The 25000-nt window shown below is 69.6% G+C and carries 24 protein-coding genes and 1 pseudogene; 6 read left to right on the forward strand and 19 right to left on the reverse strand.

The features are described from left to right. Positions 1-4 precede the first annotated feature (4 nt). Entirely contained in the window at positions 5-1354 is a 1350-nt protein-coding gene (locus tag ABT294_RS30905; protein ID WP_350809819.1) for an alpha-L-fucosidase, read from the forward strand. A 30-nt stretch (positions 1355-1384) separates the two neighbouring features. On the opposite strand, the gene ABT294_RS30910 is transcribed toward ABT294_RS30905, so the two are convergent. The 3 genes from ABT294_RS30910 to ABT294_RS30920 form a co-directional block, all read right to left on the reverse strand. After that, on the reverse strand, positions 1385-2404 hold the full coding sequence (locus tag ABT294_RS30910; protein WP_350809820.1) for a leucine-rich repeat domain-containing protein: 1020 nt from the start codon (positions 2402-2404) through the stop codon (positions 1385-1387). Positions 2405-2523: 119 nt separating this feature from the next. Next, positions 2524-3768 (reverse strand): leucine-rich repeat domain-containing protein, encoded by a 1245-nt coding sequence (locus tag ABT294_RS30915; protein WP_350809821.1) that lies wholly within the window; start codon positions 3766-3768, stop codon positions 2524-2526. A 346-nt stretch (positions 3769-4114) separates the two neighbouring features. Then, positions 4115-4456 carry a histone-like nucleoid-structuring protein Lsr2 gene (locus ABT294_RS30920; RefSeq protein ID WP_350809822.1) on the reverse strand — a complete coding sequence of 114 codons (342 nt, stop codon included), beginning with the start codon at positions 4454-4456 and terminating at the stop codon, positions 4115-4117. Between the two features lie 256 nt (positions 4457-4712). On the opposite strand from ABT294_RS30920, the pseudogene ABT294_RS30925 reads away from it, so the two are divergent. Continuing rightward, positions 4713-4856 (forward strand): annotated as a pseudogene (locus tag ABT294_RS30925) (IS256 family transposase); the annotation flags it as partial. A 653-nt stretch (positions 4857-5509) separates the two neighbouring features. Here ABT294_RS30925 and ABT294_RS30930 read toward each other — a convergent pair. Then, the gene (locus ABT294_RS30930; protein ID WP_350809823.1) at positions 5510-6571 is read right to left on the reverse strand and encodes an alpha/beta fold hydrolase; all 1062 of its coding nucleotides are present in this window, start codon (positions 6569-6571) and stop codon (positions 5510-5512) included. 343 nt (positions 6572-6914) lie between these two features. Here ABT294_RS30930 and ABT294_RS30935 point away from each other — a divergent pair, with 343 nt between their 5' ends. Next, on the forward strand, positions 6915-7340 hold the full coding sequence (locus ABT294_RS30935; RefSeq protein ID WP_350809824.1) for a hypothetical protein: 426 nt from the start codon (positions 6915-6917) through the stop codon (positions 7338-7340). A 25-nt stretch (positions 7341-7365) separates the two neighbouring features. Then, the gene (locus tag ABT294_RS30940) at positions 7366-7803 is read left to right on the forward strand and encodes a CAP domain-containing protein (protein WP_350809825.1); all 438 of its coding nucleotides are present in this window, start codon (positions 7366-7368) and stop codon (positions 7801-7803) included. Here the strand turns inward: ABT294_RS30940 and ABT294_RS50890 are convergent. The 8 genes from ABT294_RS50890 to ABT294_RS30980 all read right to left on the reverse strand — a co-directional run bounded on the left by ABT294_RS50890 (position 7796) and on the right by ABT294_RS30980 (position 14196). After that, complete coding sequence (locus ABT294_RS50890; protein ID WP_502912167.1) at positions 7796-8344, reverse strand: hypothetical protein; 549 nt, start codon at positions 8342-8344, stop codon at positions 7796-7798. The genes ABT294_RS30940 and ABT294_RS50890 overlap by 8 nt on opposite strands. 153 nt (positions 8345-8497) lie before the next feature. Then, positions 8498-9394 carry a CE1 family esterase gene (locus ABT294_RS30950; RefSeq protein ID WP_350809826.1) on the reverse strand — a complete coding sequence of 299 codons (897 nt, stop codon included), beginning with the start codon at positions 9392-9394 and terminating at the stop codon, positions 8498-8500. Between the two features lie 11 nt (positions 9395-9405). Continuing rightward, entirely contained in the window at positions 9406-10032 is a 627-nt protein-coding gene (locus ABT294_RS30955; protein ID WP_350809827.1) for a DUF2867 domain-containing protein, read from the reverse strand. 336 nt (positions 10033-10368) lie between these two features. Further along, positions 10369-11091, reverse strand: a complete 723-nt coding sequence (locus ABT294_RS30960) for a M15 family metallopeptidase (protein WP_350809828.1) — start codon at positions 11089-11091, stop codon at positions 10369-10371. A gap of 158 nt (positions 11092-11249) precedes the next feature. Beyond that, complete coding sequence (locus ABT294_RS30965; RefSeq protein ID WP_350809829.1) at positions 11250-11729, reverse strand: universal stress protein; 480 nt, start codon at positions 11727-11729, stop codon at positions 11250-11252. A gap of 15 nt (positions 11730-11744) precedes the next feature. Beyond that, positions 11745-11981 carry a hypothetical protein gene (locus ABT294_RS30970; RefSeq protein WP_350809830.1) on the reverse strand — a complete coding sequence of 79 codons (237 nt, stop codon included), beginning with the start codon at positions 11979-11981 and terminating at the stop codon, positions 11745-11747. Continuing rightward, entirely contained in the window at positions 11978-12394 is a 417-nt protein-coding gene (locus ABT294_RS30975; protein WP_350809831.1) for a hypothetical protein, read from the reverse strand. The genes ABT294_RS30970 and ABT294_RS30975 overlap by 4 nt, the downstream gene beginning before the upstream one ends. Then, a complete protein-coding gene (locus tag ABT294_RS30980; protein WP_350809832.1) occupies positions 12391-14196 on the reverse strand; it encodes an MDR family MFS transporter in 1806 nt (601 codons plus the stop codon). Before ABT294_RS30980 ends, ABT294_RS30975 begins: the two co-directional genes overlap by 4 nt. Positions 14197-14292: 96 nt before the next feature. Here ABT294_RS30980 and ABT294_RS30985 point away from each other — a divergent pair, with 96 nt between their 5' ends. After that, the gene (locus tag ABT294_RS30985; protein WP_350809833.1) at positions 14293-14865 is read left to right on the forward strand and encodes a TetR/AcrR family transcriptional regulator; all 573 of its coding nucleotides are present in this window, start codon (positions 14293-14295) and stop codon (positions 14863-14865) included. A 3-nt stretch (positions 14866-14868) separates the two neighbouring features. On the opposite strand, the gene ABT294_RS30990 is transcribed toward ABT294_RS30985, so the two are convergent. Further along, a complete protein-coding gene (locus ABT294_RS30990) occupies positions 14869-15522 on the reverse strand; it encodes a hypothetical protein (protein WP_350809834.1) in 654 nt (217 codons plus the stop codon). A 176-nt stretch (positions 15523-15698) separates the two neighbouring features. Here ABT294_RS30990 and ABT294_RS30995 point away from each other — a divergent pair, with 176 nt between their 5' ends. Beyond that, positions 15699-16880 carry an MFS transporter gene (locus ABT294_RS30995; protein ID WP_350809835.1) on the forward strand — a complete coding sequence of 394 codons (1182 nt, stop codon included), beginning with the start codon at positions 15699-15701 and terminating at the stop codon, positions 16878-16880. Here the strand turns inward: ABT294_RS30995 and ABT294_RS31000 are convergent. From ABT294_RS31000 to ABT294_RS31025, 6 genes are all read right to left on the reverse strand, one after another. Beyond that, positions 16868-17455 (reverse strand): TetR/AcrR family transcriptional regulator, encoded by a 588-nt coding sequence (locus tag ABT294_RS31000; RefSeq protein WP_350809836.1) that lies wholly within the window; start codon positions 17453-17455, stop codon positions 16868-16870. The genes ABT294_RS30995 and ABT294_RS31000 overlap by 13 nt on opposite strands. A 92-nt stretch (positions 17456-17547) precedes the next feature. Beyond that, a complete protein-coding gene (locus ABT294_RS31005; protein WP_350809837.1) occupies positions 17548-18735 on the reverse strand; it encodes an NAD(P)/FAD-dependent oxidoreductase in 1188 nt (395 codons plus the stop codon). Further along, a complete protein-coding gene (locus ABT294_RS31010) occupies positions 18732-18932 on the reverse strand; it encodes a ferredoxin (RefSeq protein ID WP_350809838.1) in 201 nt (66 codons plus the stop codon). The genes ABT294_RS31005 and ABT294_RS31010 overlap by 4 nt, the downstream gene beginning before the upstream one ends. Positions 18933-19119: 187 nt before the next feature. After that, positions 19120-19944, reverse strand: a complete 825-nt coding sequence (locus ABT294_RS31015; protein WP_350809839.1) for an oxidoreductase — start codon at positions 19942-19944, stop codon at positions 19120-19122. Positions 19945-20041: 97 nt separating this feature from the next. Beyond that, positions 20042-21256, reverse strand: a complete 1215-nt coding sequence (locus tag ABT294_RS31020; protein ID WP_350809840.1) for a cytochrome P450 — start codon at positions 21254-21256, stop codon at positions 20042-20044. A 175-nt stretch (positions 21257-21431) separates the two neighbouring features. Beyond that, on the reverse strand, positions 21432-24998 hold the full coding sequence (locus ABT294_RS31025; protein ID WP_350809841.1) for a protein kinase domain-containing protein: 3567 nt from the start codon (positions 24996-24998) through the stop codon (positions 21432-21434). Positions 24999-25000 lie beyond the last annotated feature (2 nt).

Consider the following 25000-nt stretch of genomic DNA (forward strand, 5'->3'; position numbering starts at 1 on the left):
CGCAGTGCTGCATTTCGACCGCCGCGTCGGGCCCGACCTGGGTGCGGACTACCCGTCGCGGGAGGTGCCCGAGTGGTACCGGGACGCCAAGTTCGGCGTGTTCGTGCACTGGGGCCTGTACTCGGTGCCCGGCTGGGCGACCTCCCGGCTGCCCGGCGAGCACGTGCCGGTGGAGCTGGAGTTCAGCCACCACCAGTACGCCGAGTGGTACGCCAACACCGTTCGCATCCCCGGCTCGCCCGCGCGGGACTTCCACGAGCGCGAGTACGGCGTGGGCACCACCTACGAGGACCTGGCCGACTCCTGGACCGTCCAGGCGTACGACCCGCACGCCTGGATGCGGCTGTTCGCCGCGTGCGGGGCGCGCTACGTCGTGCCGACAGCCAAGCACCACGACGGGTTCTGCCTGTGGGACACCGCCACCACCTCCTTCAGCAGCGTCCACCGCGGGCCGCGCCGTGACCTGATCGCCGAGCTGGCAGGGGCCGCGCGCGAGAGCGGGCTGAGGTTCGGGCTGTACTACTCGGGCGCGCTCGACTGGCACGTCTCCGACTTCCCGCCGATCCAGTCGATGACGGAGCTGTTCACGCTGCGCCGCAACGACGAGGCGTTCGCCAGGTACAGCTTCGACCAGCTCGCCGAGCTGATCGACGCGCACGAGCCCGACGTCCTGTGGAACGACATCGACTGGCCCGACTCGGCCAAGGCCGTCGGGCCGTACAGCCTGCAGGCGCTCTTCGAGCGCTACTACGGGCGGGTGCCCGGCGGGGTGGTCAACGACCGGTGGGGCGTCCCGCACCTGGGCGCCCGCACCAGGGAGTACGTGCTGGAGGAGCGGACCTCACCGTGGGTGTGGGAGGCGACGCGCGGGCTCGGCCGGTCGTTCGGCTACAACAGGGCCGAGGACGACCGGCACCTCATCGGCCGGGCCGAGCTGGTGCACCTGCTGGTCGACACGGTCGCCAAGAACGGCAACCTGTTGCTCAACATCGGGCCGCGCGCCGACGGCTCGCTGCCTGAGTCGCAGGTGGAGCGGCTGCGCTACCTGGGCGCCTGGCTCGACGCGCACGGTGGAGCGATCTACGGGACCAGGCCGTGGATACGGCACGCGGAGCCCACCGGGGAGCCCGTCCGTTACACGACCGGCCCGGAGGGAACGCTCCACGTGATCGCGCTGGACCCGGCGGCAGGTCGGCTCCGGCTGGCCGAGGACCTGCTCGAGCCCGCTCGGGCGACCGCTTCGTGGGGGGACGGACCGGCAGAGATCGACGGTTCCGGAAATATCGTCATTCCTGAGGGTTTGCGGGGGTTGCCGGCCGCCGTCCTGACACTGAGGACGGACGCGCGACCGTGACCGGCCCGCTCACCGCCGAGACGGGCGTCGTCAGCGGGTGTCTGGATCATGCGGGTCGTGGGCACTGGTCATGGGGTTGTCGTGCAGTTCCAGGTGCGTCAAGGCGGCGAGGTTTCCCAACGAGGACGGGACGGCGGTCAACTGGTTGAAGCCAGCGGCGAGCTGGGTCAAGGCCGTGAGATTGCCGAGCGAGGACGGCAACGCGGTCAGCCTGTTGCTGCGCAGATGTAGCTGCTGCAGGGCGGTGAGGGCGCCGATCGAATCCGGCAGCGACACGAGCTGGTTCTCGAAGAGGAGCAGTGACTGCAAAGCCGTGAGGTCGCCGATCCAGTCGGGAACGGTCGCGAGCCTGTTACACCCCAGATTCAGGTACGTCAGGGTGGTGAGCTCGGCCAGCCAGTCCGGCAGCTCCGTCAGCGCGTTCCCGAACAGGCTCAGCTGTTCGAGGACGGTGAGATCTCGCGCTTCGTCCGGCAGGAAGGGCAGGCCGTTGCCGCTCAGGTCGAGCCAGGTCAGGTTGTTCAGCCTGCCGAGTCCGGTCAACGACCGGAGTCCGTTGTCGCGAAGCGACAGGTCGGTGAGTGCGGTGCAACCTGCCACCCAGTTCGGCAGGACGCGCAGCCCGCAGCCGTCGAGGTTGAGATGGGTGAGAGCACCGAGGCCGTCAATCGACCATGATCCGATGAGGTCGCCATCGGTGTAGAGCAGGTTGAGCCAGGTCAGCGACGGTAGCTGGGCCATCCAGCCGGGCAGTTCCTCCAGCTGCCTGCAACAGCTCAGATACAGGTGGGTGAGAGCGGAGAGGCCGGCCATCGACTCCGGCAGCCTTCTCAGCCTGTTGCCGGACAGGTCGATCTCGGTGAGAGCGGTCAGGTCACCAACCCAGTTCGGCAGCTCCGCCAGGTCGTTGAAGGACAGATCGAGTTCGGTCAGCCCGGTGAGCTCACGGATCGACGCCGGTAGCCGACGGAGCCCGCGGCGGGACAGGTTGAGGACGGCCGCTCCAGTCGTTCCCGCCTCCTGGATCAGCCGCTCGACCTCAACTGTCATGATGCCCTTCCTCGATACCGATCCAGGGTGATGGCTGGCCACCCGAGGCCGCTGAAGCCGTGAAAGGCGATCACGTCAACGCACCGCTGAGACAGGCAGGGCCATGCGCTTGTTGATCGCTATTTAACCGTGATGCCCCGTGCGCGGAGTTCGGCGCTGGTGGCGTCCGGGAGCCCCGGGCACTCATGCATCAACACCTCCGCACATGCGGGAAGGTCGGGGACCTCGCCGAGATCGATCAGGGACGGGCAGTGGTAAAGGCTCAGGGACCGCAACGAGGGCAGGTCGGGCGCGCCGAGAGTCCGCAGATTCACGCAGCCCCATATGACCAGCCTCTCGACGTGCGGCAGGCCGGACAAGAGCGTGAGGTCGGTGAGCTGGTCGAGCCCGTGGAGGGTCAGTTCGCGCAGCGCAGGCATCTGGGCCAGGGCGGAGAAGTCCTGTATGCCATGAGTGGAGAACAGGGTGATCTCCTTCAGCGAAGGATGCCCCTCAAGCCCGTCCAGCCTGGTGAGCCGGTTGGACTTGGTGATGATGACGTCGGTCAGTGCGGGCAGCCGAGACAGGGGGCGCAGGTCGGGTAGCGGGCAGGGCGGGAGGCCGAGGTTGGTGAGGTGGGGGTGGTGGCCGAGACCGCCGAGGTCCTTCAGGTTCGTGCAGCCGCTGAGCCACAGCTCGGTCAGCCGGCTGAGCCCTGACAGGGGGCTGACACTGTGGAGTGACCGGCAGTACTGCAGGTTGAGGTATTCCAGCTCGGGGAGGGCCTCGGCGATGCCGTCGAGGTGCGCCACCGCTGTCATCTGGAGGTCCAGGTGGCGCAGCCCGTGCGCCGTCATCAGCGGGGATATGTCGGAGACCTGGCGGCAGCCGTCCAGGTTGACGCTTCTCAGCGCGGCGAGCTGAGAGAGCGGCTTCAGGTCGGTGACTGCGGCGCAGCCACTGAGGTCGAGGTCAGTTAGGCCGGTCAGCCCGGCGAGCTCGGAGATGTCCGAAAGGCTCTTACAGCGGTTCAGTCGCAGGCTGCGCAGGGTGGTCAGGTGCCGCAGGCCGATGAGCGATGTGACCTTGGACAGCACCAGCTCGGTACGGCCCTCGCGAGCGAAGGCGGGGGCGAGGACGACTTCGGCGAAGCCGTCCAGGTCGGCGGCCTGCGGCCAGAGCCTGAGGAGCTTGTCGGTGGAGGCCAGAGCGATCTCGGCGAACTGGGTGGCCAGTTCGAGTGCCTGGCGCACGCTCTCTCCGGGGGGCGGGTAGAGGGCGAGCTCTCGGACGGCCTTCCACGCTCGCGCGGGCGACGCGGTCGCCAATTTCGGACGCAGTAAGGCCAGTCGCTGCGGTTCCTGGGTTTGCTGCGGGGATGTCATGCTGCGACACCTTAAGCCCCTGCTGCCGCTACCCGATCAACGAACCGAATCTCCCATGCCGGCCGCCGTCCTGACGCTGAGGACGGACGCGCGGCCGTGACCGGCCGGGCCGCCATGTGCGCGAGTGCCGGAGGCATCGCCGCGATTACGGCGGTAGTCGTTCTTCTGATCGTTGCCACGCGGGATAAGTTCAGAATATCGATCGAGTGGGGCAATAAGCTGCCTCGGTACGCTGAACGCCGGAAATGCCGATATCGACAACAAGTAGCGCAGCTGTTCAAAACCGCAATGAGCCCCCAAGAGAGAATCTGGGGGCTCATTGCTACCGATCAGCCGTATGGCGGCGCTAGTGCGCGGCCTCGTACTTCTCGACGACCGTGGAGGCGATGCGGCCTCGCTCGCTCACAGGCAGGCCGTGAGCCTTGGCCCACTGCCGGATCTCGGCAGACTTCTCACGGCTCAGGGCGCGAGTGGCGCCACCAGCTCCACGGCGGCCACGGCCACCACGCTCAGCCCGAACAGCGCGAGCCTTGGTGATGAAGGGGGCAAGCGCCTTCTCAAGCTGGTCGCGATGGGCGTCCGACAGGTCGATCTCGTAGCTGGTGCCGTCGAGCGTGAACTTCGTGGTTCCAGTCGCCTCGCTACCGTCGATGTCGTCGATGAAGATCTCTTGAATCTGCTTAGCCATGCTGGCACTCCAATTTAGCTCAGGGGTTTCGCGGCACTGTATCGCTATCCCTGATAGCGTCAAGCCATATCAGGATTTACAGTAATTTTCTGTTTGCATGATGGGCGGATCGACAGCCGCTCGCAGCGGTCAAGCAGGTCCTTGCTGATCGGCCGGTCGTACGTCTTGGTGACGAGATCGTAAGCAGGCGGGAACCCCGTCATGGGATCTATGACGACTACGTAACCGGTGTCGTGACGATCACGTACTTCGGCGCTCCACCGAGAAGGCAACCCTGGCCACGGAGTTGATCGTGTCCTTGCGTGAGCGCGGCCTGGACGTCACCCGCCCGATCCTGGTCGTGCTGGACGGCTGCAAGGCGCTACGCCGTGCGGTGCCGGACGTGTTCGACCACCCGGTGAATCCAGGTAGTCCCGCGATCGTCAGCACCCGGGGCCACAACGAAACTGCGCGGCAGATCCACTGCGTGCAGTTGTAGCTGATCAAGATGAATACCTCATTCAGCAGATTGGGGGTCCTGTTCGCACAAGGTGAGTGCTGATACGTCACTCGGCTGCGAACGGGGATTCCCGTCCTTCTGGCTGCGCGTGCGTGAGTTCGCCGTGCCGCCCTCCATGATTGCTGGTCAGCGTGCTGTCGTGCGATGCGGTGGCTAGGGTCGTGCAACCGCTGTGCCGCGCCGAGGGAATCACGCTGGTGGGCGGCGGCGGGACGGACCTGCGTACGGGCTTCGCCAAGGCGCCGCGAGCAAGGCCGCGGCTGGGCGGCCCGACATCGGCCCAGCTCTCAGCCGCCGCCTTCCGAGAAGTGCTGGTGCCTGACCTGCGGCTGGATTGGTTATGTGCCCCCAGCGGGCACATCGAGGGCACATGACTCCTGCGCTCGTGCCCCGAAGACACGATCGACGGCCTTGCGGGTGCGATCGTCGCTCGACGGCATGAGGTCCAAGGCCGCACCCTGTCGCGTCTTGCCGTGGTCAGACGAAGGCGCGCGCTTGGGGGCTCCAGGGTGCGACCTGGGCTTGTGTCATCTGTCGTAGACCGTCATGGCTGCTCACGCACCCAGGCGTAGACGTCCCTCGGTGGTGGAGCTTGGGGCGGTGGCTTGCAGGATGACCTGCGCGACCAGCTGGGGTGCGTCGTTCATCGGCACATGGCCGCATCCAGGCAGCCACACCATCCGCGCCATGGGGAGCATGGCAGCCGCGCGTGCCGCCTGCCACGCCGGCAGGACACGGTCGCCTGTGCCCCAGGCAAACGTCACCGGGAGGCCGGGGATGTCCCCGACGAACAGGTCCCGTGCGCGCCCCGCTCGCATGGTGGCCTGGAACCCGACCGCCTGGCGCAGTGCACGCAGCGACGCCACCACTGCCTCCGGCGTGGACAGGTCAGCGCGCATGTACAGGGTGCCGGTCAAGGCCGCATGCCCCAGGATCGTCTGCGAGAGCCATGCCGTGATCGGCTCCGGCAGGCGCGCGATCTGACGGGCCGCGTTCAGGACGGTAAAGGCGTACCACTGCTCGGCATGGCTCCAGAATCCGGCCGGTGCCACCGCGGTCACGCTGCGGGCGAGACCGGCCTGACCCAGCCGCAACGCGATCAGCCCGCCCAGGGAATGGCCGACCACGTGCGGCCGCTCCAGCCCGAGCGCGGCGAACACCGCGCCCAGTCCCGCCACCACGGTGGGCAGGTCGTGGGGCAGACCGTCGGGCAGATCAGGGGATTCCCCGAAGCCCGGCAGATCTACTGTGATCACCTCGTGCTCGGCTGTCAGCGACGGCATCACGGCGTCCCACGCCTGCCGGTTCGCCCCGATGCCGTGCAGCAGGACCACCGGCTCGCCGGTTCCGCGCCGCTCGTACGCCACGGTCATCGGGGCCAGACCCGGCGGGCGTACGTTCACAAACGTCCCCATGACGGAGGGAATGGTCCTGTCATTGTTGACCAGCGGTGTGGGTGTTGCCAGCGCCGCAGCTGACAGTTCGCCGGCCCAGTCGCAGACCTTTCCGACGGCCTGCGACCCTGCCCGGAGCAGACCGCCCCCAAGATGAGTGATGGGAGTGAAAGCAGATGTCACTGAGGACAACAAAGGAACGTTCCACATCATGGCGGGCATTCGCCCATCCCTCCCTACTTCGGTCATAGGGACACCAAAGTCCGGCAACCTTATCTGCGCATGAACATCAAAACGAGTCATGTCATCGCAACGGGCGAAATTTTTACCTTTGGGGCAGGGTGCTCGGGAAAATCTTGGCCTCGCCCGCCCTGGAGGCCCGCCCGCGTCACGGGTGACACTTTGCCTGCCATTACGCAGCAGCCTGCACGTATGGGTGCCGCGGATTGGGTAGTGGCAGTGCGCAGCGTCAGCTCGTGGTGCACGCACCGGCTGGCAGCGCAGCAAACGATCACAAACGGGCCTCAACGGCCCGACTCCTAGAAGAGATTGCCGGGGAGCACCTATGACGCTCACCGATCAGATCAAGAAGATCGCCGAGTCCAAGCCGTTTTACGCAGTCGCGGGCGCGGGCGGCGTCGCCGTCGACAACCTGCGCACGCTGCGTCATCGGCTGAGGAAACAGCTGGGAGCCCGCCGAGTCGAGGTCCGCGAGACTGCCAAGGAACTGCCGGGCAAGGCGCGCGAAACCGTTGTCAAGAGCCTGCCCGCGAGGGTCCGCAAGTACGCGGACACCACAGCGACCCAGGCGAGCAGGCTCTACGACGATCTCGCCGTCCGCGGTCGCAAGATGGTCACCAGCGTGAGCCACGAGGCCGCGCAGGAGCTCAGAGAAGTTTCCGAGACGGCCAAGCCTGAGCCTGCCTCGAAGGAGCGCAAGGCGCCGGCTACAAAAGCCACACCACGCGCCAAGAAGCCCACAAGGGCGTGAATCCAAGCCATTCGGCCCCGTACCCATGACTCGAGGTGCGGGGCCACTCTTATGTGACCAGCACCCGTGCCACCCAGAACCCCGGTCTTGCTCGACAGCCAACGGGCAACGTCCTCTACAGACAGGTCCCGAAGCTTGCGAGCGCCGAGCGTCGGCCAGGGGCGCGGACGGCGATCGCCTTCGGCGTGGAAAGGTGCATGTCACCGACCGGCTAGTGGGACCATCCGATCGCCACGACGGGATCAACCACTACGACTTCAACCACCCTGGGTACTCCTGGGATACAGGCTGGTTCACGCAGGTGGTGTGGAAGTCCTCGACCCAGCTGGGTTGCGCACGGGCCACCAGCCAGACATCTGGCCGGTCCAGTACGTACGTCGTGTGCCTGTACAACCCGCCTGGCAACCTCCTCGGGAACGACGGGGCCCACTTCAGGGACAACGTTCCTCGGCCTGTCAGGTAACTCGCCCGGCCGCGGACAGCGCCGCTGCGTACGAACGAGAGCGATTGGCGCTCGGGCCAATCGCGTAGTTCGCCATAGTGCCGATTCCGGCGCCGTCGTAGCCGCTGTCGGCGAGGGTGGGCAGGCCGCGTGCGGCTGCGGCGTACAACGCGCCCAGAACCTGTGCGCGAGCACCGGGTCGAGATGTGGGCCCCTGCTTCAGAACACGGATGCTGGTTGCTTGCGCGGTGGCCCACATCTCGACCCAGTGCTCGAAGTGGTCTCCCGGCTCGTCGTCGTTGGTGTGCGGGGGGACAACCTCTGTCGACAGGTACGAGATTCGTGCCCGGTACCTGCTCGGTGGGAGCGCGATCACTTCTTCGGTTCCCGGCTCTTGGGCGCAGCCGTAGAGGCTGAGCCGTCCGGTTGGCAGGTCGAGGTCGGCCTCCACCACATGGTCGGCCTCGGCAAGGGGCTCCGGTGGTGGAGACTGGTGCACGCGAAGTGTCATCAGGACCCAGTCCTGGCGGGCCCTGGCCACGGCGATCGAGAACGTCTCCACCCCGATCCTCAGCTATCTGAGCTCTACCTGCGTTGTCGGCGTCCTCCTCTCGAAGGTGACCAGGCCCCAAAGCAGCGGTGTGGTAGATCACGAACCGCAACCGTGATCTACCACACCGCTGCTTTGCTTGTGGTGACGCCGACCCCTGGGCCGTCATGGGCGCGTGAGGCCGAAGAACTCGCCGATCGCCTCGGCGGTGTTCAGGTCAGCGCAGGTTCGGCCCATGACGCGCGGGGCGTGGCGTGGGCCGGGGACCGTGTGGCCCCCACCGTGCACCGTGTACAGCGTGACCGGCGGCCTGTCAGCCTGCCGGTAGTCCGTGGCGGTGACCGAGGTGGTTCCCGATCCGGCGTGGGATTCGACACTGTTCAGCGATCCGGGCGGCTGGTCGATGGAGTTGCGGGCCGCGAAGTAGGCCGCGGTCTGCGGTGCCGACAGGAACAGTCCGCCGCTGTGGAACATCCACCGGGCCAATCGATGCATCCTTCCACCGATCATTCCGCCGTCGTATGGAACGAGCCGGTCGCGTGTCCCATGGATCAGCAGCATCGGGATCGGGACGGCGGGCGTGGCGCCGAGCAGGAAGTTCTCCGGCGCCGGCTGGGTGGCGGCGATGACGGTCGCGCCGGCCAGCAGGCCGGGCACTTGGTGGACGAGCCGGATCACCATCCCCCCGCCGCTGGAGAACCCGGCCGCGTAGACCTTCGAGCGGTCGATGCGATGACTGCCTTCCAGCGCGCCGACCATGGCCGTGGCGAAGGCCACGTCGTCAACATCCTCGACGCGTGCGGCGACACTGCTGTCGGCGCACGCGTCGTTCCACTGGCCCTTGTAACCGTCGAGGTAGGCGACCACCGCCGCTGCTCCAGTGGCCAGGGAGTCGAAGGAACCGCCAGTGAGGGCGCGGAACGTCCCGCCGCTCTGCTTGGAGCCAGGGAAGACGAGGATGAGTCTGCCGCCGGGGCGGACGTCGGGAGGCGCGACCAGCGTGTAACTGCGACGGCGCCCGACCACATCGATGCTGCCGCGTGTGATGCGTGCGTGAGGCATCGCGGTTCTCCTCAGCGTCGGGCTGTGTGGTCGTCGATGCGCGAGACGAGGCGGTAGCGGTCGCGCCACGCACGTTCCCACTGCCGGGTCATCTCGGGGTAGACGATCAGGTACCGGAACGGCTTGATGAAGGCCATGTACAGGCGCCCGAACGTTCCGTTGGGCTTGACGAGCGCGGCCATGTGAAGCTCGTAGTCGCCGTTGCCGGCGGGCACCCATCCCAGGTGGCACACCGTGTGCACGGTCTTGTTCGCCAGCTCCATGGCGTACTCGTCGTCGAGCACGTACAGCCGTGTGAACGGAGTGCCGGGGACGGCCTGGCCGTCTGCGGCTGCGGAAATGTCCGGCGGCAAGACCTCCCGCAGCGAGCGGACCCGCGCACCCAGGCTCGCCTTAGGCTTGTCCCAGCCGAACAGGGCGCCGAGCTTCCAGCGGGCCGCGAACAGGAACCGCACCGCAAGGCCCGAGTTCGCGGGCCCAGCGAACGCCTCGAGCGCGTCGAGCATGACCGGGAAGTCGTCCGGGCCCGCGCCGGGAGTGCGATAACGCCACACGTCCTCCACCCGGAAGCCTGGTGTGAGTTCGTGGATCCGCCACGGGCGTGAGGTGTGCTCAGCGAGTGGGAGTCGTGTCGACATGATCTCCTCCTTGAGGCCCATCCGTATACGCTGGCGTATACATCGAGGGTAAACTCGCATATACGGGTGCGTATAGATCTTGTCGAATGAGGTGGGTCACACGAGCGGAACTGATGCTTTCCCTTCAGGCTGGAGTGTGGCTGTTGCGCAGCGTTCTGGGCACGCCCGCGCTGACCGAGGGACTGCCGGAGCACCTTCTTTCAGGTGCTGGTAACGCCCTGCGCGGCCGAGTAGAGCACGGAACAGGACGCACCTTGTCGGCGTCTGATCCCATACCCCTTGGAATCAAGCATCTAGACGCCGTAAGCCGCTAGTCCCGCGGCATCGGCCCAGGTCTCAGCCGCCGCCCTTGCTGAAGTGCTGGAAATCTTTGGTGCCGGCCCAGGCGCCGCCCCACTCCCAGCCGACCTGGGCGAACGTGCGGACGACCTTGTCGCCGGGGTTGATCACGGCCTTGCCCTTCATGGGCCGTTTCGTGAACTTCTTGGCGTTCGCGTGCGCGGTGCCGCCGTCCGCGGTGACGTAGGGGTTCTCCAGCGGGTTGATGTCCACCGCCTTCCCGTACGCGTGGTTCGACCAGTGGCTGGACCCGGTCGCCTGGCGGCAGTTGAAGGCCGAGGTGTTGTCGACGTCGATGGAGTCGTAGTCGTCGCCCTTGTAGACGTCCACGAGCCGCATCTGCTTGATGGGGTAGCGCTGGGCGTACAGCTTGCCGAAGGCCGTCACGATGTCGTCGGTGACCGCCTTGTTGACGACCAACTCGCCGGTGTGCGCCTTGTTGTCGAAGCCCCAGTACGTCATGGTGACCAGCCGCAGGTCCCGGTACGAGACCGGGCAGCCCGGACGCCACGAGTAGGGCAGGCGGTCACGGGAGATCCGGGTGACCTTGGCGGTGAACTTGGGCGGCTCCGTCCTCGTCGGTGAGGGGGTGGCGGCAGGGGTGGCCGGGGCGGTGGTCGGCGGAGGGGTCGGGCTCTGCGCCGACTGCGCGACCGGTCCCTGCTCGGCGCACGCGATCGGCGCGAGCGCCATCATGGCGAAGATGGCAGCAAGCTTCATCTCGCCACCATATGCGACATCTCGCCAGGTCAGGGCGCTTTCGGCTTGGTTCGGTGGGCGTGGCCGGGCAGGTCGGGTCGCTTTCGGTTTGGTTGGGTGGGCGTGGCCGGGCGGGTCGGGGTGGTTTCGGTTTGGTTGGGTGGGCGTGGCCGGGCGGGTCAGGGCACTATCAGGACGGTTCGCCGGGCGCGCTTGGCCAGGCCGACGGCCACCGAGCCGCCGAACGTCCGCCACAGGGAGCGTGATCTGCCGACCACGATGGCGTCGGCCCTGGTGGCGGCGGCGAGCGTTTCGAGCTCTCTCGCGGTGTCGCCGCGCACGCTGACGAACCGCCACGGCACGCCCACCCCGCTCAGCTCGGTTCGCAGGTCGTCCGACAGGTCGGCGCCCGAGTCGGGGATGATCGGCGACCCGGCGTAGAACCAGAGCGTGGCGCTGGTGAGCGTCTCGACGAAGGCGACGAGCAGGGAGGCGTTGTCGCGGCGGGCGAGCCCGGCCGCGTACGCGAGGGCGTTGCGGCTCGGGTCCGATCCGTCGTAGCCGACCACTAGGAGGCCGGCGCCGTCCTTGCCGATCTCGAACTGCCCGCTGGGAACTGCCAGTGGTTCCCACCTGGGGTCGGTGCTACCGCTGAACACGGCATGTCTCGCGGGTCAGCTGTCGGAGTGCTTACCGCGACCGGCGAGCTCACGAAGCGCGTCGGCCGCGTAGGCCACGAGTGCCGCGAACGAGACGGCGGCGAGCCCGCCGCCGACCCACAGGTCGTTGACGGTCGCGTCGGCGTACGCCGCGCCGCGGGGCTGGTAGCCGACCGCGAACGGCGCCGCGACCAGCCACAGGCCGCCGAGGAACAGCAGGACGAGGGCTGAGACGCCCAGCTTGGCCTTCAACGGTTCTCCTCCACTCGCACGAGGCCGTTCTGGCGGTGCTCGCCTGTCCGGCTGGGGTTGTTGTTCAGGTCCTCGCGCAGCGCCTCGACGAGCGGGGCGAGCAGGCCGGCCAGCTCGGCGGACGACACCTGCGGCGCGGCGGGAGCGGGCTCGGGCTCCGGCTCGGGACGGCGCTCCCGGACGGTGACGAGGCCCCGCGTGACGAGTTCTTCGTGGATGGCGGCGACGAAGGCGGCCACGCCGACGAGGCCGACGACGGCGACGCCGAGCCCGGTGAAGAACTCGGAGAGGGTGGGGTCCGTCCAGTCGGCGTTCTCGGGCTGGGTGCCCAGGGCGAACGGGGCGATCATCAGCCACAGCCCGGCTATCAGCGCGAGCGCGGCCGCGACGGTGCCCACGAACTTGCGAATCATCGGGAGACTCCTCCTGTTACGAGGTCTTTCTGTGCTGGTGTGGCCTGGGCGATCAGGGCCCGCGAGGTGGGACGCAGCACGGTCCTCGCGACCGACCTGGCTCGCTCCCGCTCGGACCGGTCGTCCGGCGGGGCCATCCTGGCGACCGCGGTGAGCAGCGCGGACGGCTGGCCGTTGGCCCGCTCGACGCGTTGCGCGATGAGTTCGAGCAGCAGCCCGGCCAGGACGACGTCGTCCTTGCTGAGCGGCTTCGAGTCGGCCGGGGCGGGCGCGGACCCGCGCAGCGGAAGCTCCTTGAGGAACAGCGTCGCGACGAATCCGAGCAGCGCGATCGGCACGCCGACCAGGAAGACCGTCTCCAGTCCCCGGGTGAAGGACTCGAGCACGATGTGCTTGATGGGCGCGGGGAGATGCTGGATCGCGTCGGGGCTGCCCAGCTTGGGGGACGAGCCGCCGGGCAGCGCGATGTGCGCGGCCGCCATCATCGAGGCCATCTCGTCCTTGAGGCGGTTGGTGAGGATCGCGCCGAACGCGGCCACGCCGACGGCGCCGCCCAGCGACCGGAAGAAGGAGACGCCGGACGTGGTGGACGCCATGTCGCGCAGTTCGGACCCGTTCTGCGCGGCGAGGATCAGCATCTGCATGCACAGGCCGAGCCCGACGCCCAGCACGGCTACGTCGAACCCGATGAGCCACTCGCTGGAGTCGACGTGCAGCCGCGACAGCAGGAACAGCCCGACGGCCACGATCAGCAGGCCCGCGACGGGGAAGATCTTCCACTTGCCGGTGTTCGTGACGATCTTCCCGGAGATCACGCCCGCCAGGAACAGCGCGACCACCATCGGCAGGGTCATGAGTCCCGACAGGGTCGGGCTCAGCCCCTTGACGATCTGCAGGTACTGCGGCAGGTAGATCATCGCGCCGAACATCGCCATGCCGACGAAGAGCGAGGCGAGGCCGGTGAGCACGAACGTGCGGTTCCTGAACAGCCGGGGCGGCAGGATCGGGTTGCGCGCGGTGCGCTCCGCGAGCACGGCCAGGGCCAGCATGAGCAGGGTGAGCGCGCCCAGCGCGTACGTCCAGAAGGAGTTCCACTCGAACTCCGTGCCGCCCAGCGTCAGCAGCAGCATCAGGGCGCTCGCGCTGGCCGTGATGGTCGTCGCGCCCCAGATGTCGATCGAGGTGCTGCGCTTGACCTTGGGCAGCTTCAGCACCTTCTGGATCACCACGAACGAGATCACCGCGAACGGCACGACCACGTAGAAGCACCAGCGCCAGCCGAGCCAGTCGGTGTCGACGATGAAGCCGCCGAGCAGCGGCCCGGCTACGGTGGAGATGCCGAAGACCGCGCCCATGTATCCGGAGTAGCGGCCCCGCTCCCTGGGGGAGACGATGTCGCCGAGGATCACCTGGGCGAGGGCCGACAGGCCGCCGACGCCCAGACCCTGCACGGCGCGCGCCGCGATGAGCTGCCCCATGTCCTGCGAGAGGCCGGCGACGAGCGAGGCGGCGACGAACAGCCCGAGGGCGGTCTGGAAGAGCAGCTTCCGGCCGAAGACGTCGGAGAGCTTGCCCCACAACGGTGTCGACACCGTCATGGTCAACATAGTGGCCGAGGCCACCCAGGAGTACTGGTCCTGACCGCCGAGTTCTCCCACGATCGTCGGCAGCGCAGTTCCCACCACGGAGGTCGAGATCATCGAGGTCAGCATGGCGAGCATCAGCCCGGACATGACCTCGAGGATTTCGCGGTGGGTGTAGGTCCGCTTCGTGGGGGGTGCGGCCTGTGTCTGGGCTACCAAGACACCACATCCCTTTCATACGCGTCTATCTCGGACGAGTATACGCCTGTTTACTAGCCGCGCGGCAAGTGGGTCTCGCTGAGTACCATGCGAGACATGGAAGCCCCGGTGAAGGACGCGCGCCCGCGCGACCGTGAAGCCACCCGGCAGCGCCTGCTGTCGGCGGCCCGCGCCCTGTTCGCCGAGCACGGCTACGAGCAGGTGACGGTCCGGCAGATCGCGGCGGCGGCCGACGCCAACATCGCCCTGGTGGGGCGCTATTTCGGCTCGAAGGCCGGGCTGTTCGGCGCCGTCCTGGAAGGTGAGCCCACCGTCCTCCAGGTGATCGACGGCGACCCGGAAGGGCTGGTGCGCAGGCTCGCCGAGTACGCGGCGGCCCGCATGCACGCCGACCCGGAGAGTCCGATCCTGCGCTCCGTCGAACGTTCGGCGGGCGACCCGGAGATCCGGGCGCTGGTGCGCGAGCGCCTGCACAGCACCGTGGTGGCGAGGCTGTCAGAGCAGCTCGACGGGCCCGACGTGGCGGCCCGCGCCCGGATGGCGACGGCCGTGTTCCTGGGCGTCGGCCTGATGCGCCGCCTCATCGGCCCGATGGAGGCCACCCCCGCGGACGTGCGGCGCCTGACCGCCGTGTTCGAGGCGTGCCTGGCCGAAGACCCGGGCGACTGACCCTCAACCGGGCCGGTTGGCCCCACGCAGGCGGCGCGTCCGCCGGGCGACGTAGAACACCCGCAGCCCGATGCCCACCACGGCCCCCACGCAGCATCTCCAGAGCGCGCCGGTGAAGTCGTAGGCGCTGTCGGCGGGCTTGGGGTTGATCCGCCCTTGCGGGTCGAAGGCGACCGCGATCCGCTCGCCCGCCTTCCCCGCCGGGGAGTCGGTGGTCATGGCGGTGACCTGCCGCTGCGCGCAGGTCAGCGTGTGGTCGTAGGAGGTGGAGGTGGTCGTGCTCGTCGTGCCGTCGGCGTTGGTGGTCGTGTGGGTCTCCTGCCGCATGTCGACGCGGACGATCGTGCACGGCGTCGTCTGCCCGCGCTCGGTGAGCACCCACGCGTCGACGGCGTCCGTGGCGGCGAACAGGGCGATGCTGAGCGCGATCGACGACCCCAGGAAGATGATCACTTGGTGGAAGTACAGGCCGGTGAACAGGGCGAGCGCCAGCGCGGCCAGCATGGCGACCACCTGGAGGAGGCCGCCCGCCCAGTTGTCGAGCCAGCCCGGAGGGTCGGCCGCCACGATCTTCGTCACGACCGCCAGCCCCAGCCCCGCGACCGGCGCGGCCACGGCCATCAGCAGCCCCGGGTGTCCATCTGCGCTACCTCGCACCGCCCCGCCTCTCTGGATGTCGTCCTGCTCGAATCGGGTCAGGCCGGGCGTGCTGCGCTAAAATCTGCCACATGACCTGGCGACATTGATCCACGGCCAGAGGCCGACGCGGGCAACGCGGGCCTCCAGGGTGCGAGCGCACCCGGAGTCCCTGATCGTTTCCCCTGGAAGGCCTCATGATCTCTTCTCCGCCGCGTGCTTCCCGCAAGCTGGTGGGCACGCTCTACGGCTACCTGTTCCTGAGCGAGTTCGTCTTGCTCTATCCGGTGTACACGTTGTTGTTCACCGATGCAGGGCTGTCGGTCGCAGAAACGTCGTCGTTGTTCGTCATCTGGTCCGTCACCGGCATGGTGCTGGAGGTGCCCTCCGGGGCCTGGGCCGACGCCTTCTCCCGGCGGCTGCTGCTGTGCCTGGGGCCGCTGCTCGGCGCGGCGGGGTTCGGGCTCTGGACTCTGTTTCCGTCCTATTGGGCGTTCGCGCTGGGGTTTGTCCTTTGGGGGGCGAAGGAGGCCCTCGTGTCCGGGTCCCTCGAAGCGCTCGTGTACGAGGAACTGGAGCGCCTCGGGGAGTCCGGCCGGTACGCGACCGTCATGGGCAGGGCCCGTTCCGTCGGGCTGTGCGCCGACGCGGCGGCGATCGGCCTGGCCGTGCCGGTGTTCGCGGTCGGCGGCTATCCCGTCGTGGGCGCCGCCAGCGTGGTGGTCGGCCTCGTCTGCGCCGCGATGGCCCTGGCGTTCCGCGAGCACCGCTCCGGCGTCGAACCCGAGGCCGGCGACGGCTACCTGGCCACTCTGAAGGCCGGGCTCGCGGAGGCGCGCGGTGATCGGCGCGTCCTGAAGGCCCTGCTGCTGGTTCCCGTGGTGACGGCGGTGTGGGGGGCTCTGGAGGAGTACGTCCCGTTTCTGGGGTTGGAAGCGGGCGTGTCCGCGTCCACCGTCCCGTTGCTGATCCTGCTGGTGTGGGTGGGGGCCACGGCCGGCGGCCTGCTGGCGGGACGCGCCCAGCGCCTGCCGGTCCGCGGGCTGGCCGCGGTGATCGCGGCGGCGGCGACGGCCATGGCGGGCGGGGCGCTCACCGGGCATCCGGCCGGGTTCCTGCTCGTCGCGGTGGCCTTCGGGGCCTTCCACATGGCCGAGGTGGTGGTCGACGCGAGGCTGCAGGACCGGATCACCGGCTCCAGCCGGGCCACCGTGACCTCGGTGGCGGGCCTGGGCACGAACGTGGTGGGCCTGCTCGTCTACGCGGTGTACGGGCTGACCTCGTCGTTCGTCTCGCACGGCGTCAGCTTCGCGCTGCTGGTCGTGCCGTACGTCCTCGTGGCCCTCTGGCTGGCGTCGGGCTCGGGTCAGGGGCGGTAGCCGAGGTGCTGGAGCACTCCCGCGAGGTAGGTCCTGATCTCGCGGACGCCGTCGCTGTCGGGGTAGGTGCCGAGATGGTGGAGTATCGCGCCGTTGAGGATCTGCTGGAGCACCTCCACGTCGACCGACTCCGGGAGCCGGCCGTCGGCCCTGGCCCGCGTCAGCGTGTCGCGCACCGCCGCCGCGCGCCGCCCCCCGTTGGCGTTCCGGTACGCCTGGAGCAGCTCGGGATAGTCGTCCACGGTGGCGTAGAGGCGGCGGAGCATGCGCCGGCTCCTCGGATGGCTCAGGTACTCGGCCCAGTCGTCCAGCATCCGGTCGACGTCGGGCCAGAAGAGCGCGCCGGGGGCGTGGTCGCTGTGCACCGACTCGATCGCGTGGACCAGCAGGGCCGTCTTGTCGGCGAACCTCCGGTAGACGGTGGCCCGGGTGACGCCCGCGCGCTGCGCGACCTGCTCGATGCTGGTCTGGCCGGCGCCGTACTCGATCAGCAGCTCGAGCGCGGCGCCGAGGATGGCCGCGTCGAGTTCCTGGCTGCGTGGCCGGCCGGGGGCGCGCGGTGTGGTGCTGGTCATGGCGGTGGCTCCCACACTCTGTCGGCTCGGCATCAGGGACTCGTCGCGGTGACCGCGATTAAGTACACGCCCGTATTGTAACTATCCGCAGGTTAGACCCCGGTGACGCCCGCTGCGGACGCCGTACGGAGGGCGTCGGAGACGTGCTGGCGGGCCGTCCTGACACCGCGCGGGTGGTTCCAGCCGATGGCGGCGGTGGGGATGCCGTCCACTTCGGCCAGGGCGGTGAAGCGGCCGGCGCCGGGCTCGCCGTCGAGCGGGCGGATGCGCGCGCCTGGCGGGATGACGCCGTGGACCTGCAGCTTGACGTCGTACTGGTCGGTCCAGAAGTAGGGGATCGGGACGTACGGCGAGCCGTGGCCCAGGATGTCGTCGGCCACGGCGACGGCTTGCTGGGTGGCGTTGGTGCGGTTCTCCAGCCGGATGGTTCTGCCGAGGGTCCGGTGGTACCAGCGGGCCACGTCGCCGACGGCGTGGACGCCCGGGGCGGCCCGGCAGTGGGAGTCGCACTCGACGCCGTCGTTGAGGGTCAGGCCGCTGCCGGTCAGCCAGCCGGTGGCCGGGACGGATCCGATGGCCACCACCACCAGGTCGGCGGCGACGCGCTCGCCGTCGGTCAGTTCGACGGCTGTGACGTGCCCGGCGTCCTCGCTCAGCCCGGCGACGCCGACGCCGGTGCGGACGTCGACTCCGTGCCTCTGGTGCAGCGCGGCCACCAGGGCACCGAGTTCGTCGCCGATCAGCCGGGCCATGGCCACCGGGACGGGGTCCACGAGGGTGACGCGCGCGCCGAGGAGGCGGGCGGTGGCGGCGATCTCGCAGCCGAGCACGCCGGCCCCGATGACCGCGACCCGCGCCTCCCGCTTCAGCGCCGCGCGCAGGGCGAGGGCGTCGTCGAGGGTGCGCAGGGTGTGCACGCCGGCCGGCTCGCCCTGGAACGCCAGCCGTCGCGGGGTCAGCCCGGTGGCGATGACGAGCGCGTCGTAGGAGAGCGTCCGCCCGTCGTCGAGCTGCACGGTGCGGGCCTCCGTGTCGAGCCGCACCGCGCGGTGGCCGGGGATGAACGCGTCGAGTCTGGCCCGGTCGGGGAGGAAGGCGCGCTCCGGGGGCCAGATTCCGGCCAGGACCTCCTTCGACAGGGGCGGCCGGTCGTAGGGCGGGTGCGGCTCCTCGCCGACCAGCCGGATCCGGCCGGTGTACCCCCTGCCGCGCAGCGCCTCGGCCACGGTCAGGCCGCCGACCGAGGCGCCGACGACGAGCACGTCCGCGGGGCCCTTCACTGCTCCTGCTCCAGGAGGATGGCCGCGGCGGGGCAGACCAGGGCGGCCTCCGCGACGGCCTCGTGCAGGTCGGCGGCGGGGTCCGGGTCGAGGAGGACCACGATGCCGTCCTCGTCGCGCTGGTCGAACACGTCGGGCGCGACGAGGACGCACTGGCCTCCACCGACGCACTTCTCCTGGTCGACGGTCACTCTCATGGGATGGCGATCCTTTCGGGCGGCACGCCGAACGGGCGCACCACGCAAGTGGGACGGGTGCGCCGGCACAGGCGGCGCGCGGGTGAGGGACGCGCAGCCTCGGGCGGCGGCGCGCGGGTGAGGGACGCGCGCCCGGGGTCAGGCGGTGGGCGCGCGGATGTTTCGGACCCGGTGGGCGGGCGCCCCGCTACTTGGGCGGCCTGGACACCAGGCTGTCGAAGGCGCGGTCGGGCAGGAGCTTGTTGAGCCGGAGCAGCGTTCCGGCCATGTACCCCACGGGGTAGCGAGGCTTCGGCGAGACCGACTCGACGGCCTTCCTGATGGCCTGGGCGACCACGCGGGGGTCGGACGCCTTGCTGCCCCCGCCCATCGCCGTCTCGGCCTTCCTCGCCATCGCCTCGGCGACGTCCCGGTACGCCCCCTTGCCGGAGTTCTCCCGCAGTCCCTGGGTTGTCCCGGAGTCGAACTCGGTCTTGACGATGCCCGGCTGGATGATCACGACGTTGACGCCGAACCGCTTGACCTCCTGCCGCAGCGTGTCCGAGTACGCCTCCAGCGCGTGCTTCGAGGCGTAGTACCAGGCGCCGAGCGGCAGGGCGATCTCGCCGGCGATGGACGAGACGTTGACGATCGTGCCCGACCCCTGCCGGCGCATGTGCGGCAGGACCAGCTGGATCAGCCGGGCGGGCCCGAAGACGTTGACCTCGAACTGGTTGCGCGCCTGCTCCATCGGCACGTCCTCGGCGGCGCCGTAGACGCCGATCCCGGCGTTGTTCACGAGCACGTCGATCCTGCCCTGCTCGTCGAGCACCGTGTGGACGACCCGTTCGAGGTCGGCCTCGTTCGTGACGTCCATCGGGAGGACGTGGCCGCCGGCCCCGCGGAGGGCGTCCATCTTGGCCATGCGCCGTGCGGCGCCGTACACCGTGTGGCCGGCGCGCATGAGCTCCAGGGCGGTGGCGTTGCCGATTCCGGATGAGGCGCCGGTGATGAGGCAGATCTTGGCTGCCATGGGATGTCTCCCTTCGTGAGAGTACAAAGGTGATGTCTCACCCGGTACGGCTTCCTTACGCCGTCGTTCAGGTCGAGGTGAGCAGGAGCGGCAGTTGCTACACCGTGTCCCAGGTCACCGGCAGGCGGTGCGCGCCGTAGATCATCATGTCGGTGCGCATGGGCACCTCTTCGGGCGTGACGGCCAGACGCAGCGTCGGGAAGCGCCTGAACAGCTCGGGGATGGTGACCCGTATCTCGACGCGGGCCAGCTGCTGGCCCAGGCACTGGTGGATGCCGTGGCCGAAGGCCAGGTGCCCGGTGGCCGACCGGTGCAGGTCGAGCGAGTCGGGGTTGTCGGGGAAGCGCTTCGGGTCGCGGTTGGCCGTCGGGAGCGACACGGTGATCGTCTGGCCGGCCTTGATCGGCTGCCCGCCGAGCTCGATGTCCTCCAGCGCGGTCCGCATCGTGCCGCCGGTGACGCTCAGGTAGCGCAGCAACTCCTCGACGGCCTTGTCGGTGTTCTCCGGCTCGGAGAGCAGGATGTCGACCTGGTCGGGGTTGCTCATCAGCGCGTAGGCGCTCATGGCGAGCATGTTCGCGGTGGTGTCGAATCCGGCGCCCAGCACGATGCCGGAGATGTTGATCAGCTCTTCCTCGGTCAGGTCGTCGTTGGCGACCAGGCCGCTGAGCAGGTCGTCGGCGGGCTCGGCGCGCTTGGCCAGCACCAGGTCGCGCAGGAACTGCCCCAGCCTGGCGGAGGCGGCGATCTTGTCCTCCCGCGACGCGTTCAGGGTCATCAGCACGGTGAGGTCACGCTGGAACCCGACCCGCTCGCCGGCCGCCACCCCGAGCAGCTCGCAGATGATCAGGCCCGGGATGGGCACCGTCAGCGCCTCGCACAGGTCGACCGGCGGGCCGTGCTTCTCCATCGCGTCCAGGTGCTCGGTGACGAGCTCGTGGACCCTGTCGGTGAGCTGGCGCATCCGGCGGACGGTGAACTGACCGGTGAGCAACTGGCGGTAGCGGGTGTGCTCGGGCGGGTCCATGACGGTGAAGGAGCCCGGTGGTGCCGGTTGCGGCTTGTCGGTCACGGTCGTCATGGCCACCGGGCTGTGGTTCAGCTCGGCGCGGTGGCTGAGCCGATCGTCGGCCAGGACGGCGCGGACCATCTCGTGGCTGGTCGCGAGCCAGCCGATGTGGTCGTCGGGGTAGGCCATCGGAACGAGGGGTTGCTCGTCCCGGAGCGCTGCCAGTCTCTCCGGTGGGTCGAAGGGGCAGCCCTCGGCGCGCTCCATGGGGCGTAGCCCCTCGACGGGCGTGGTCTCAGTCATCCCGATCTCCTCTTCCCCGAGTACCGCCGCTGGCAGGTACCGCTCCGGTGTGCGCTATTTACGATACAACACAGCTCTGTATCCTATCTAGGCGGCCGGCGTCGGGGCTGATGGCGATCGCCTTCTGGACCCTCCGCGGCGACTCCTCGCCCGCCGATAGCCGGAGGTCAGGGCGTTACGGGCAGATCTGCCGGTACGGGACGCCGGGCAAGTACTGCTGCCACTCGGCCCGCGTCAGCGTCCGCCCGGCGCGGGCGCAGATCGTGGCGGCCGACCGCCCGGGGTCCACGGACATGTCGCGCAGCACCCCCTTGCCGTCGAGAATGCGCAGCACCGCGCCACCGGAACCGAACGCGACCGACACGAGGTCCTCCTGCGCCGACGACATCGACGGCCCGAGCTTGCGCGGCGTGGCGGGATCCCACAGCTGGACCTCCCCCGCGCCGACGGACGCGGCCACGTCGCCCTTGGGGGAGAAGACGATCTGGACGACCCCGACGCCGTCGTTGTTGTGCGCCCGGAACATCGGGCCGCGCCTGCCGCCGGTGCGCACGTCCCAGAACGCGAGCCTGCCCAGGAAGTCGCCGGTGGCGAGCGTCGCTCCATCAGGGCTGAAGGCGATCGTCCGCAGCCCGCCGTAGAGGCCTCCCGCGCCGAAACCGGGGCCCACCGGCTGTCCGGTGGCGAGATCGATCAGGTGGTTCGCCGATTTGGTCACCGGGAGGATCATCCTGCTGCCCGGCCGGAACACGGCCTCCGACAGGTCTCCGGTCTCGACGGGACGCAGCCAGGCGTGGTGCGGCACGTCCCAGATGAACACGCGGCTGCGGCTCTTGCCCTCGATGTCGTCGTAGGTGTCGCTGGCGCAGACCGCGACGAGCGTCCCGTCCCCGTTCACGGCCAACGAGGACACCGACCAGATGCCCGGCAGCCGGGCCGTGGTCACCCGCGACGGCTGGGAGGTGTCCCACATCCTCAGTGACACTCCCACGCTGCTGGCGGACGCGAGCAGTCGCCCGTCGCCACTGAAGGCGAGGTTCATGTCGCTGTCCCCGGCACTGACCCGCAGCGGCGAGCCGATCGGGCGGCGCCGCGCGGCGTCCCAGAGCACCAGCTCCCGCGATTCGGCCTTCTGGTGCGTGGCCAGGAACCGCCCGTCGGGGCTGAATACGGCGGTCTCCGGGACGCGGCCGGGCAGCCGCACGGGGTTGACCAGGTCGGAGATGTCGAGACTCACCACAGTCTCGTCGGCGAGGTAGCGCAGGGTCGTGCCGTCGAAGGCCACGTTCTGCACCCCGCCCTGGTAGTCGAGCAGGGTGTTGCCGTCGGAGACGCGGATGAGCTCGAAACCGTCGTCGCCGCCGGCCACGAGGTAGCGGCCGTCGGGGCTGAACCAGATCCGGCCGCCGTTGGAGTCCCACCCGGTGGACGGCTGGTGCTGGAGTGAGCGCCCGGTACGCAGGTCGACGAGGGAGATGTCCGACTCGGTGCCGCACGCGACCGTGTGACCGTCGGGGCTGATGGCCGCCGCCCGGGCGTCCTTGACGCAGGTGTCGGAGTCGTGCCAGCGCGCCGCCGGCTTCCCGCTCGGCAGCCTCCGCAACTCGAAATGACCTTCGAGGTCGGTGTTCGCGACCAGGTCGTTGGCCGGCGTGACGGACGGCTCCAGCATGCCCGCCTTGGTGGAGACGGTCGCGTCGGTTCGCGTGTCCCACAGGCCGCCGCCCTGGCTCCCCTGCACGTAGACGTACCGGTCGCCGGTCTGGAACTCGACACCGTTGAAGAACCCCGGCTCGCTGATCCTCCATCTGGCTCCGGTCTGCCTGCCGGTCCTGGTGTCCCAGACGGTGATGGCATGGCCCGCGGCCACAGCCAGCAGCCTGCCGCTGGGGCTGAGGTCGGCTCCCAGGAACCGGTCCGCGCCGATCTTCAGGTCGTTCCACCCGCCGATCCGCTTCCCGGTGCGCACGTCGTAGATCCGCACCCCTTGCGGGGACACGCTGACGAAGGTGCGCCCGTCCCCGGTGATCTGCCGAACGGTCTCACCGCCGGAATCCGGGTCGGCGAACGCCGCGCGCTCGCGCTGCGCCCACGCGTTCGCCAGCGTCGCCCGCGTCGCGGAGACGGGGGCCAGCCGCCAGGCGGCGACGCTGAGCAGCATCGCCCGCACCGGGTCGGACGCGCGCATCGTGTCGGCCTGCGCCGCGACCTTGCCCGCCAGCGCCTCGTCCCGCTGCGCGGCGACGACCTGGCTCTGCTCGGAGACCACGCGGCTCTGCCACACCGAGACCGCGCCGCCGGCCAGGGCGAGGACGAGCAGGGCGGCCAGGGCGACGGTGAGGAGGCGGCGACGCCTGACCCGGTGGCGGGTGGCGGTGTCGCAGGCGTCCAGGAAGTCGCGTTCGAGCCGGCTGAGAGTGAGATGGCGGCGTCCGGTGGCGGCCCAGCGCACCGCCGTTTCCAGGCGGCTGCCCTGGAAGACGTCGCCTTCGCGGCGTCCGTGGGCGTCCCAGTGGCGCGCGGCCGAGCGGATCGTGTCGTGGGTGGGCAGGCCGTCGCGCTCGTCGCCGACCCAGGACCGCAGGCGTGGCCAGGCCTGCACCAGGGCCGGCCGGGTCAGGGCGATGTCGTCGCCCCGGACGGTGAGCAGGTACGAGAAGACGTCCAGGATCCGGTCGAAGGCGGCCCGCTCCTGCGGCGTCCCGGCCAGCTCCGCGCGGGACGCGGCACGGACGGCCAGCTCGCCCGCGTCCGTGAGCGTCACCAGGCGCAGGAACAGGTTGGGAACCAGGTCCCGCACCGACGGGTTGAGGAACCCGTAGGCGTCCTCGGCCAGCGTGCCGAGCGCGGGGTCGGCCGCGGCGCCCCGGCCGAGCAGCCCGGCTTCGGCGCTGCCGATGGTGAGCAGCTCGGCCTGGCCGCCCTGCGCGCCGCTGACCAGGCCGAGCAGCAGCTCGCGCGCGGTGGGCCTGGCGAGCGGATCCTTCGCGAGAGCCGCCGAGACCAGGGGACGCAGCGAGCCCGGCAGCGGGGCGAGGTCCGGGTCGGCCGACAGGACCCGGTGCATGACCGCGCCCAGACTCTCGGCCCGGAAGGGGTCGTCGCCGTTGGCGGCGTAGAGCACGATCGCGCCCCAGGAGAACACGTCGGCGGGCGCGCCGGCCCGCTGACCGGTGAACACCTCCGGAGCCATGTAGGTCGGGGTGCCGGCCACCTGGCCGGTGGCGGTCAGCGACATCTCCAGGGTCCGCGCCACCCCGAAGTCGATCACGCGCGGACCGTCGGGGCCCAGCAGCACGTTGTCGGGTTTGAGGTCGCGGTGGACGACGCCGGCGTCGTGGATGGCGGCCAGCGCGGTGGCCACCGCCGTGGCCAGGCGGTGCAGGTCGTCGCCGGTGAAGCGGCGCCCGCCGGTGACCGCCTCGCGCAGGCTCGGCCCCTCGACGTACTCGCTGACGATGTACGGCTTGGGCGCGTCCAGCTCGGCCGCCAGCACCCGGGCGGTGCAGAACGCGGCCACCCGCTGGGCGGCGGCGGCCTCCTTGCCGAACCGCGACCGCAGGCCCGGGTCGCCGGCCGCGTCGCCGTGCAGCACCTTGACGGCCACCCGGACGCCCTGGGGGTCGTACGCCTCGTACACCACCCCCTGCCCTCCGGCCCCGAGCCGCCCGGCGAGCCAGAAATCCCCTAACCGGGGAGGGTCTCCAGGAAGCAGGGCCGACGCCATCTCATCACTCCGCATCT

This window comes from Nonomuraea sp. NPDC000554 (assembly GCF_040300065.1).
Lineage (GTDB): Bacteria > Actinomycetota > Actinomycetes > Streptosporangiales > Streptosporangiaceae > Nonomuraea.

Coding starts and splice junctions, on each gene's coding strand:
- ABT294_RS30995 (WP_350809835.1), top strand. CDS start 15,699: ATGATCTCTTCTCCGCCGCGTGCTTCCCGCAAGCTGGTGGGCACGCTC.
- ABT294_RS30960 (WP_350809828.1), bottom strand. CDS start 11,091: ATGAAGCTTGCTGCCATCTTCGCCATGATGGCGCTCGCGCCGATCGCG.
- ABT294_RS30975 (WP_350809831.1), bottom strand. CDS start 12,394: ATGATTCGCAAGTTCGTGGGCACCGTCGCGGCCGCGCTCGCGCTGATA.
- ABT294_RS30920 (WP_350809822.1), bottom strand. CDS start 4,456: ATGGCTAAGCAGATTCAAGAGATCTTCATCGACGACATCGACGGTAGC.
- ABT294_RS31000 (WP_350809836.1), bottom strand. CDS start 17,455: ATGACCAGCACCACACCGCGCGCCCCCGGCCGGCCACGCAGCCAGGAA.
- ABT294_RS30935 (WP_350809824.1), top strand. CDS start 6,915: ATGACGCTCACCGATCAGATCAAGAAGATCGCCGAGTCCAAGCCGTTT.
- ABT294_RS30955 (WP_350809827.1), bottom strand. CDS start 10,032: ATGTCGACACGACTCCCACTCGCTGAGCACACCTCACGCCCGTGGCGG.
- ABT294_RS30910 (WP_350809820.1), bottom strand. CDS start 2,404: ATGACAGTTGAGGTCGAGCGGCTGATCCAGGAGGCGGGAACGACTGGA.
- ABT294_RS31015 (WP_350809839.1), bottom strand. CDS start 19,944: ATGGCAGCCAAGATCTGCCTCATCACCGGCGCCTCATCCGGAATCGGC.
- ABT294_RS30985 (WP_350809833.1), top strand. CDS start 14,293: ATGGAAGCCCCGGTGAAGGACGCGCGCCCGCGCGACCGTGAAGCCACC.
- ABT294_RS30940 (WP_350809825.1), top strand. CDS start 7,366: ATGACTCGAGGTGCGGGGCCACTCTTATGTGACCAGCACCCGTGCCAC.
- ABT294_RS30930 (WP_350809823.1), bottom strand. CDS start 6,571: ATGCCCGCCATGATGTGGAACGTTCCTTTGTTGTCCTCAGTGACATCT.
- ABT294_RS31010 (WP_350809838.1), bottom strand. CDS start 18,932: ATGAGAGTGACCGTCGACCAGGAGAAGTGCGTCGGTGGAGGCCAGTGC.
- ABT294_RS30915 (WP_350809821.1), bottom strand. CDS start 3,768: ATGACATCCCCGCAGCAAACCCAGGAACCGCAGCGACTGGCCTTACTG.
- ABT294_RS31020 (WP_350809840.1), bottom strand. CDS start 21,256: ATGACTGAGACCACGCCCGTCGAGGGGCTACGCCCCATGGAGCGCGCC.
- ABT294_RS30950 (WP_350809826.1), bottom strand. CDS start 9,394: ATGCCTCACGCACGCATCACACGCGGCAGCATCGATGTGGTCGGGCGC.
- ABT294_RS31025 (WP_350809841.1), bottom strand. CDS start 24,998: ATGCGGAGTGATGAGATGGCGTCGGCCCTGCTTCCTGGAGACCCTCCC.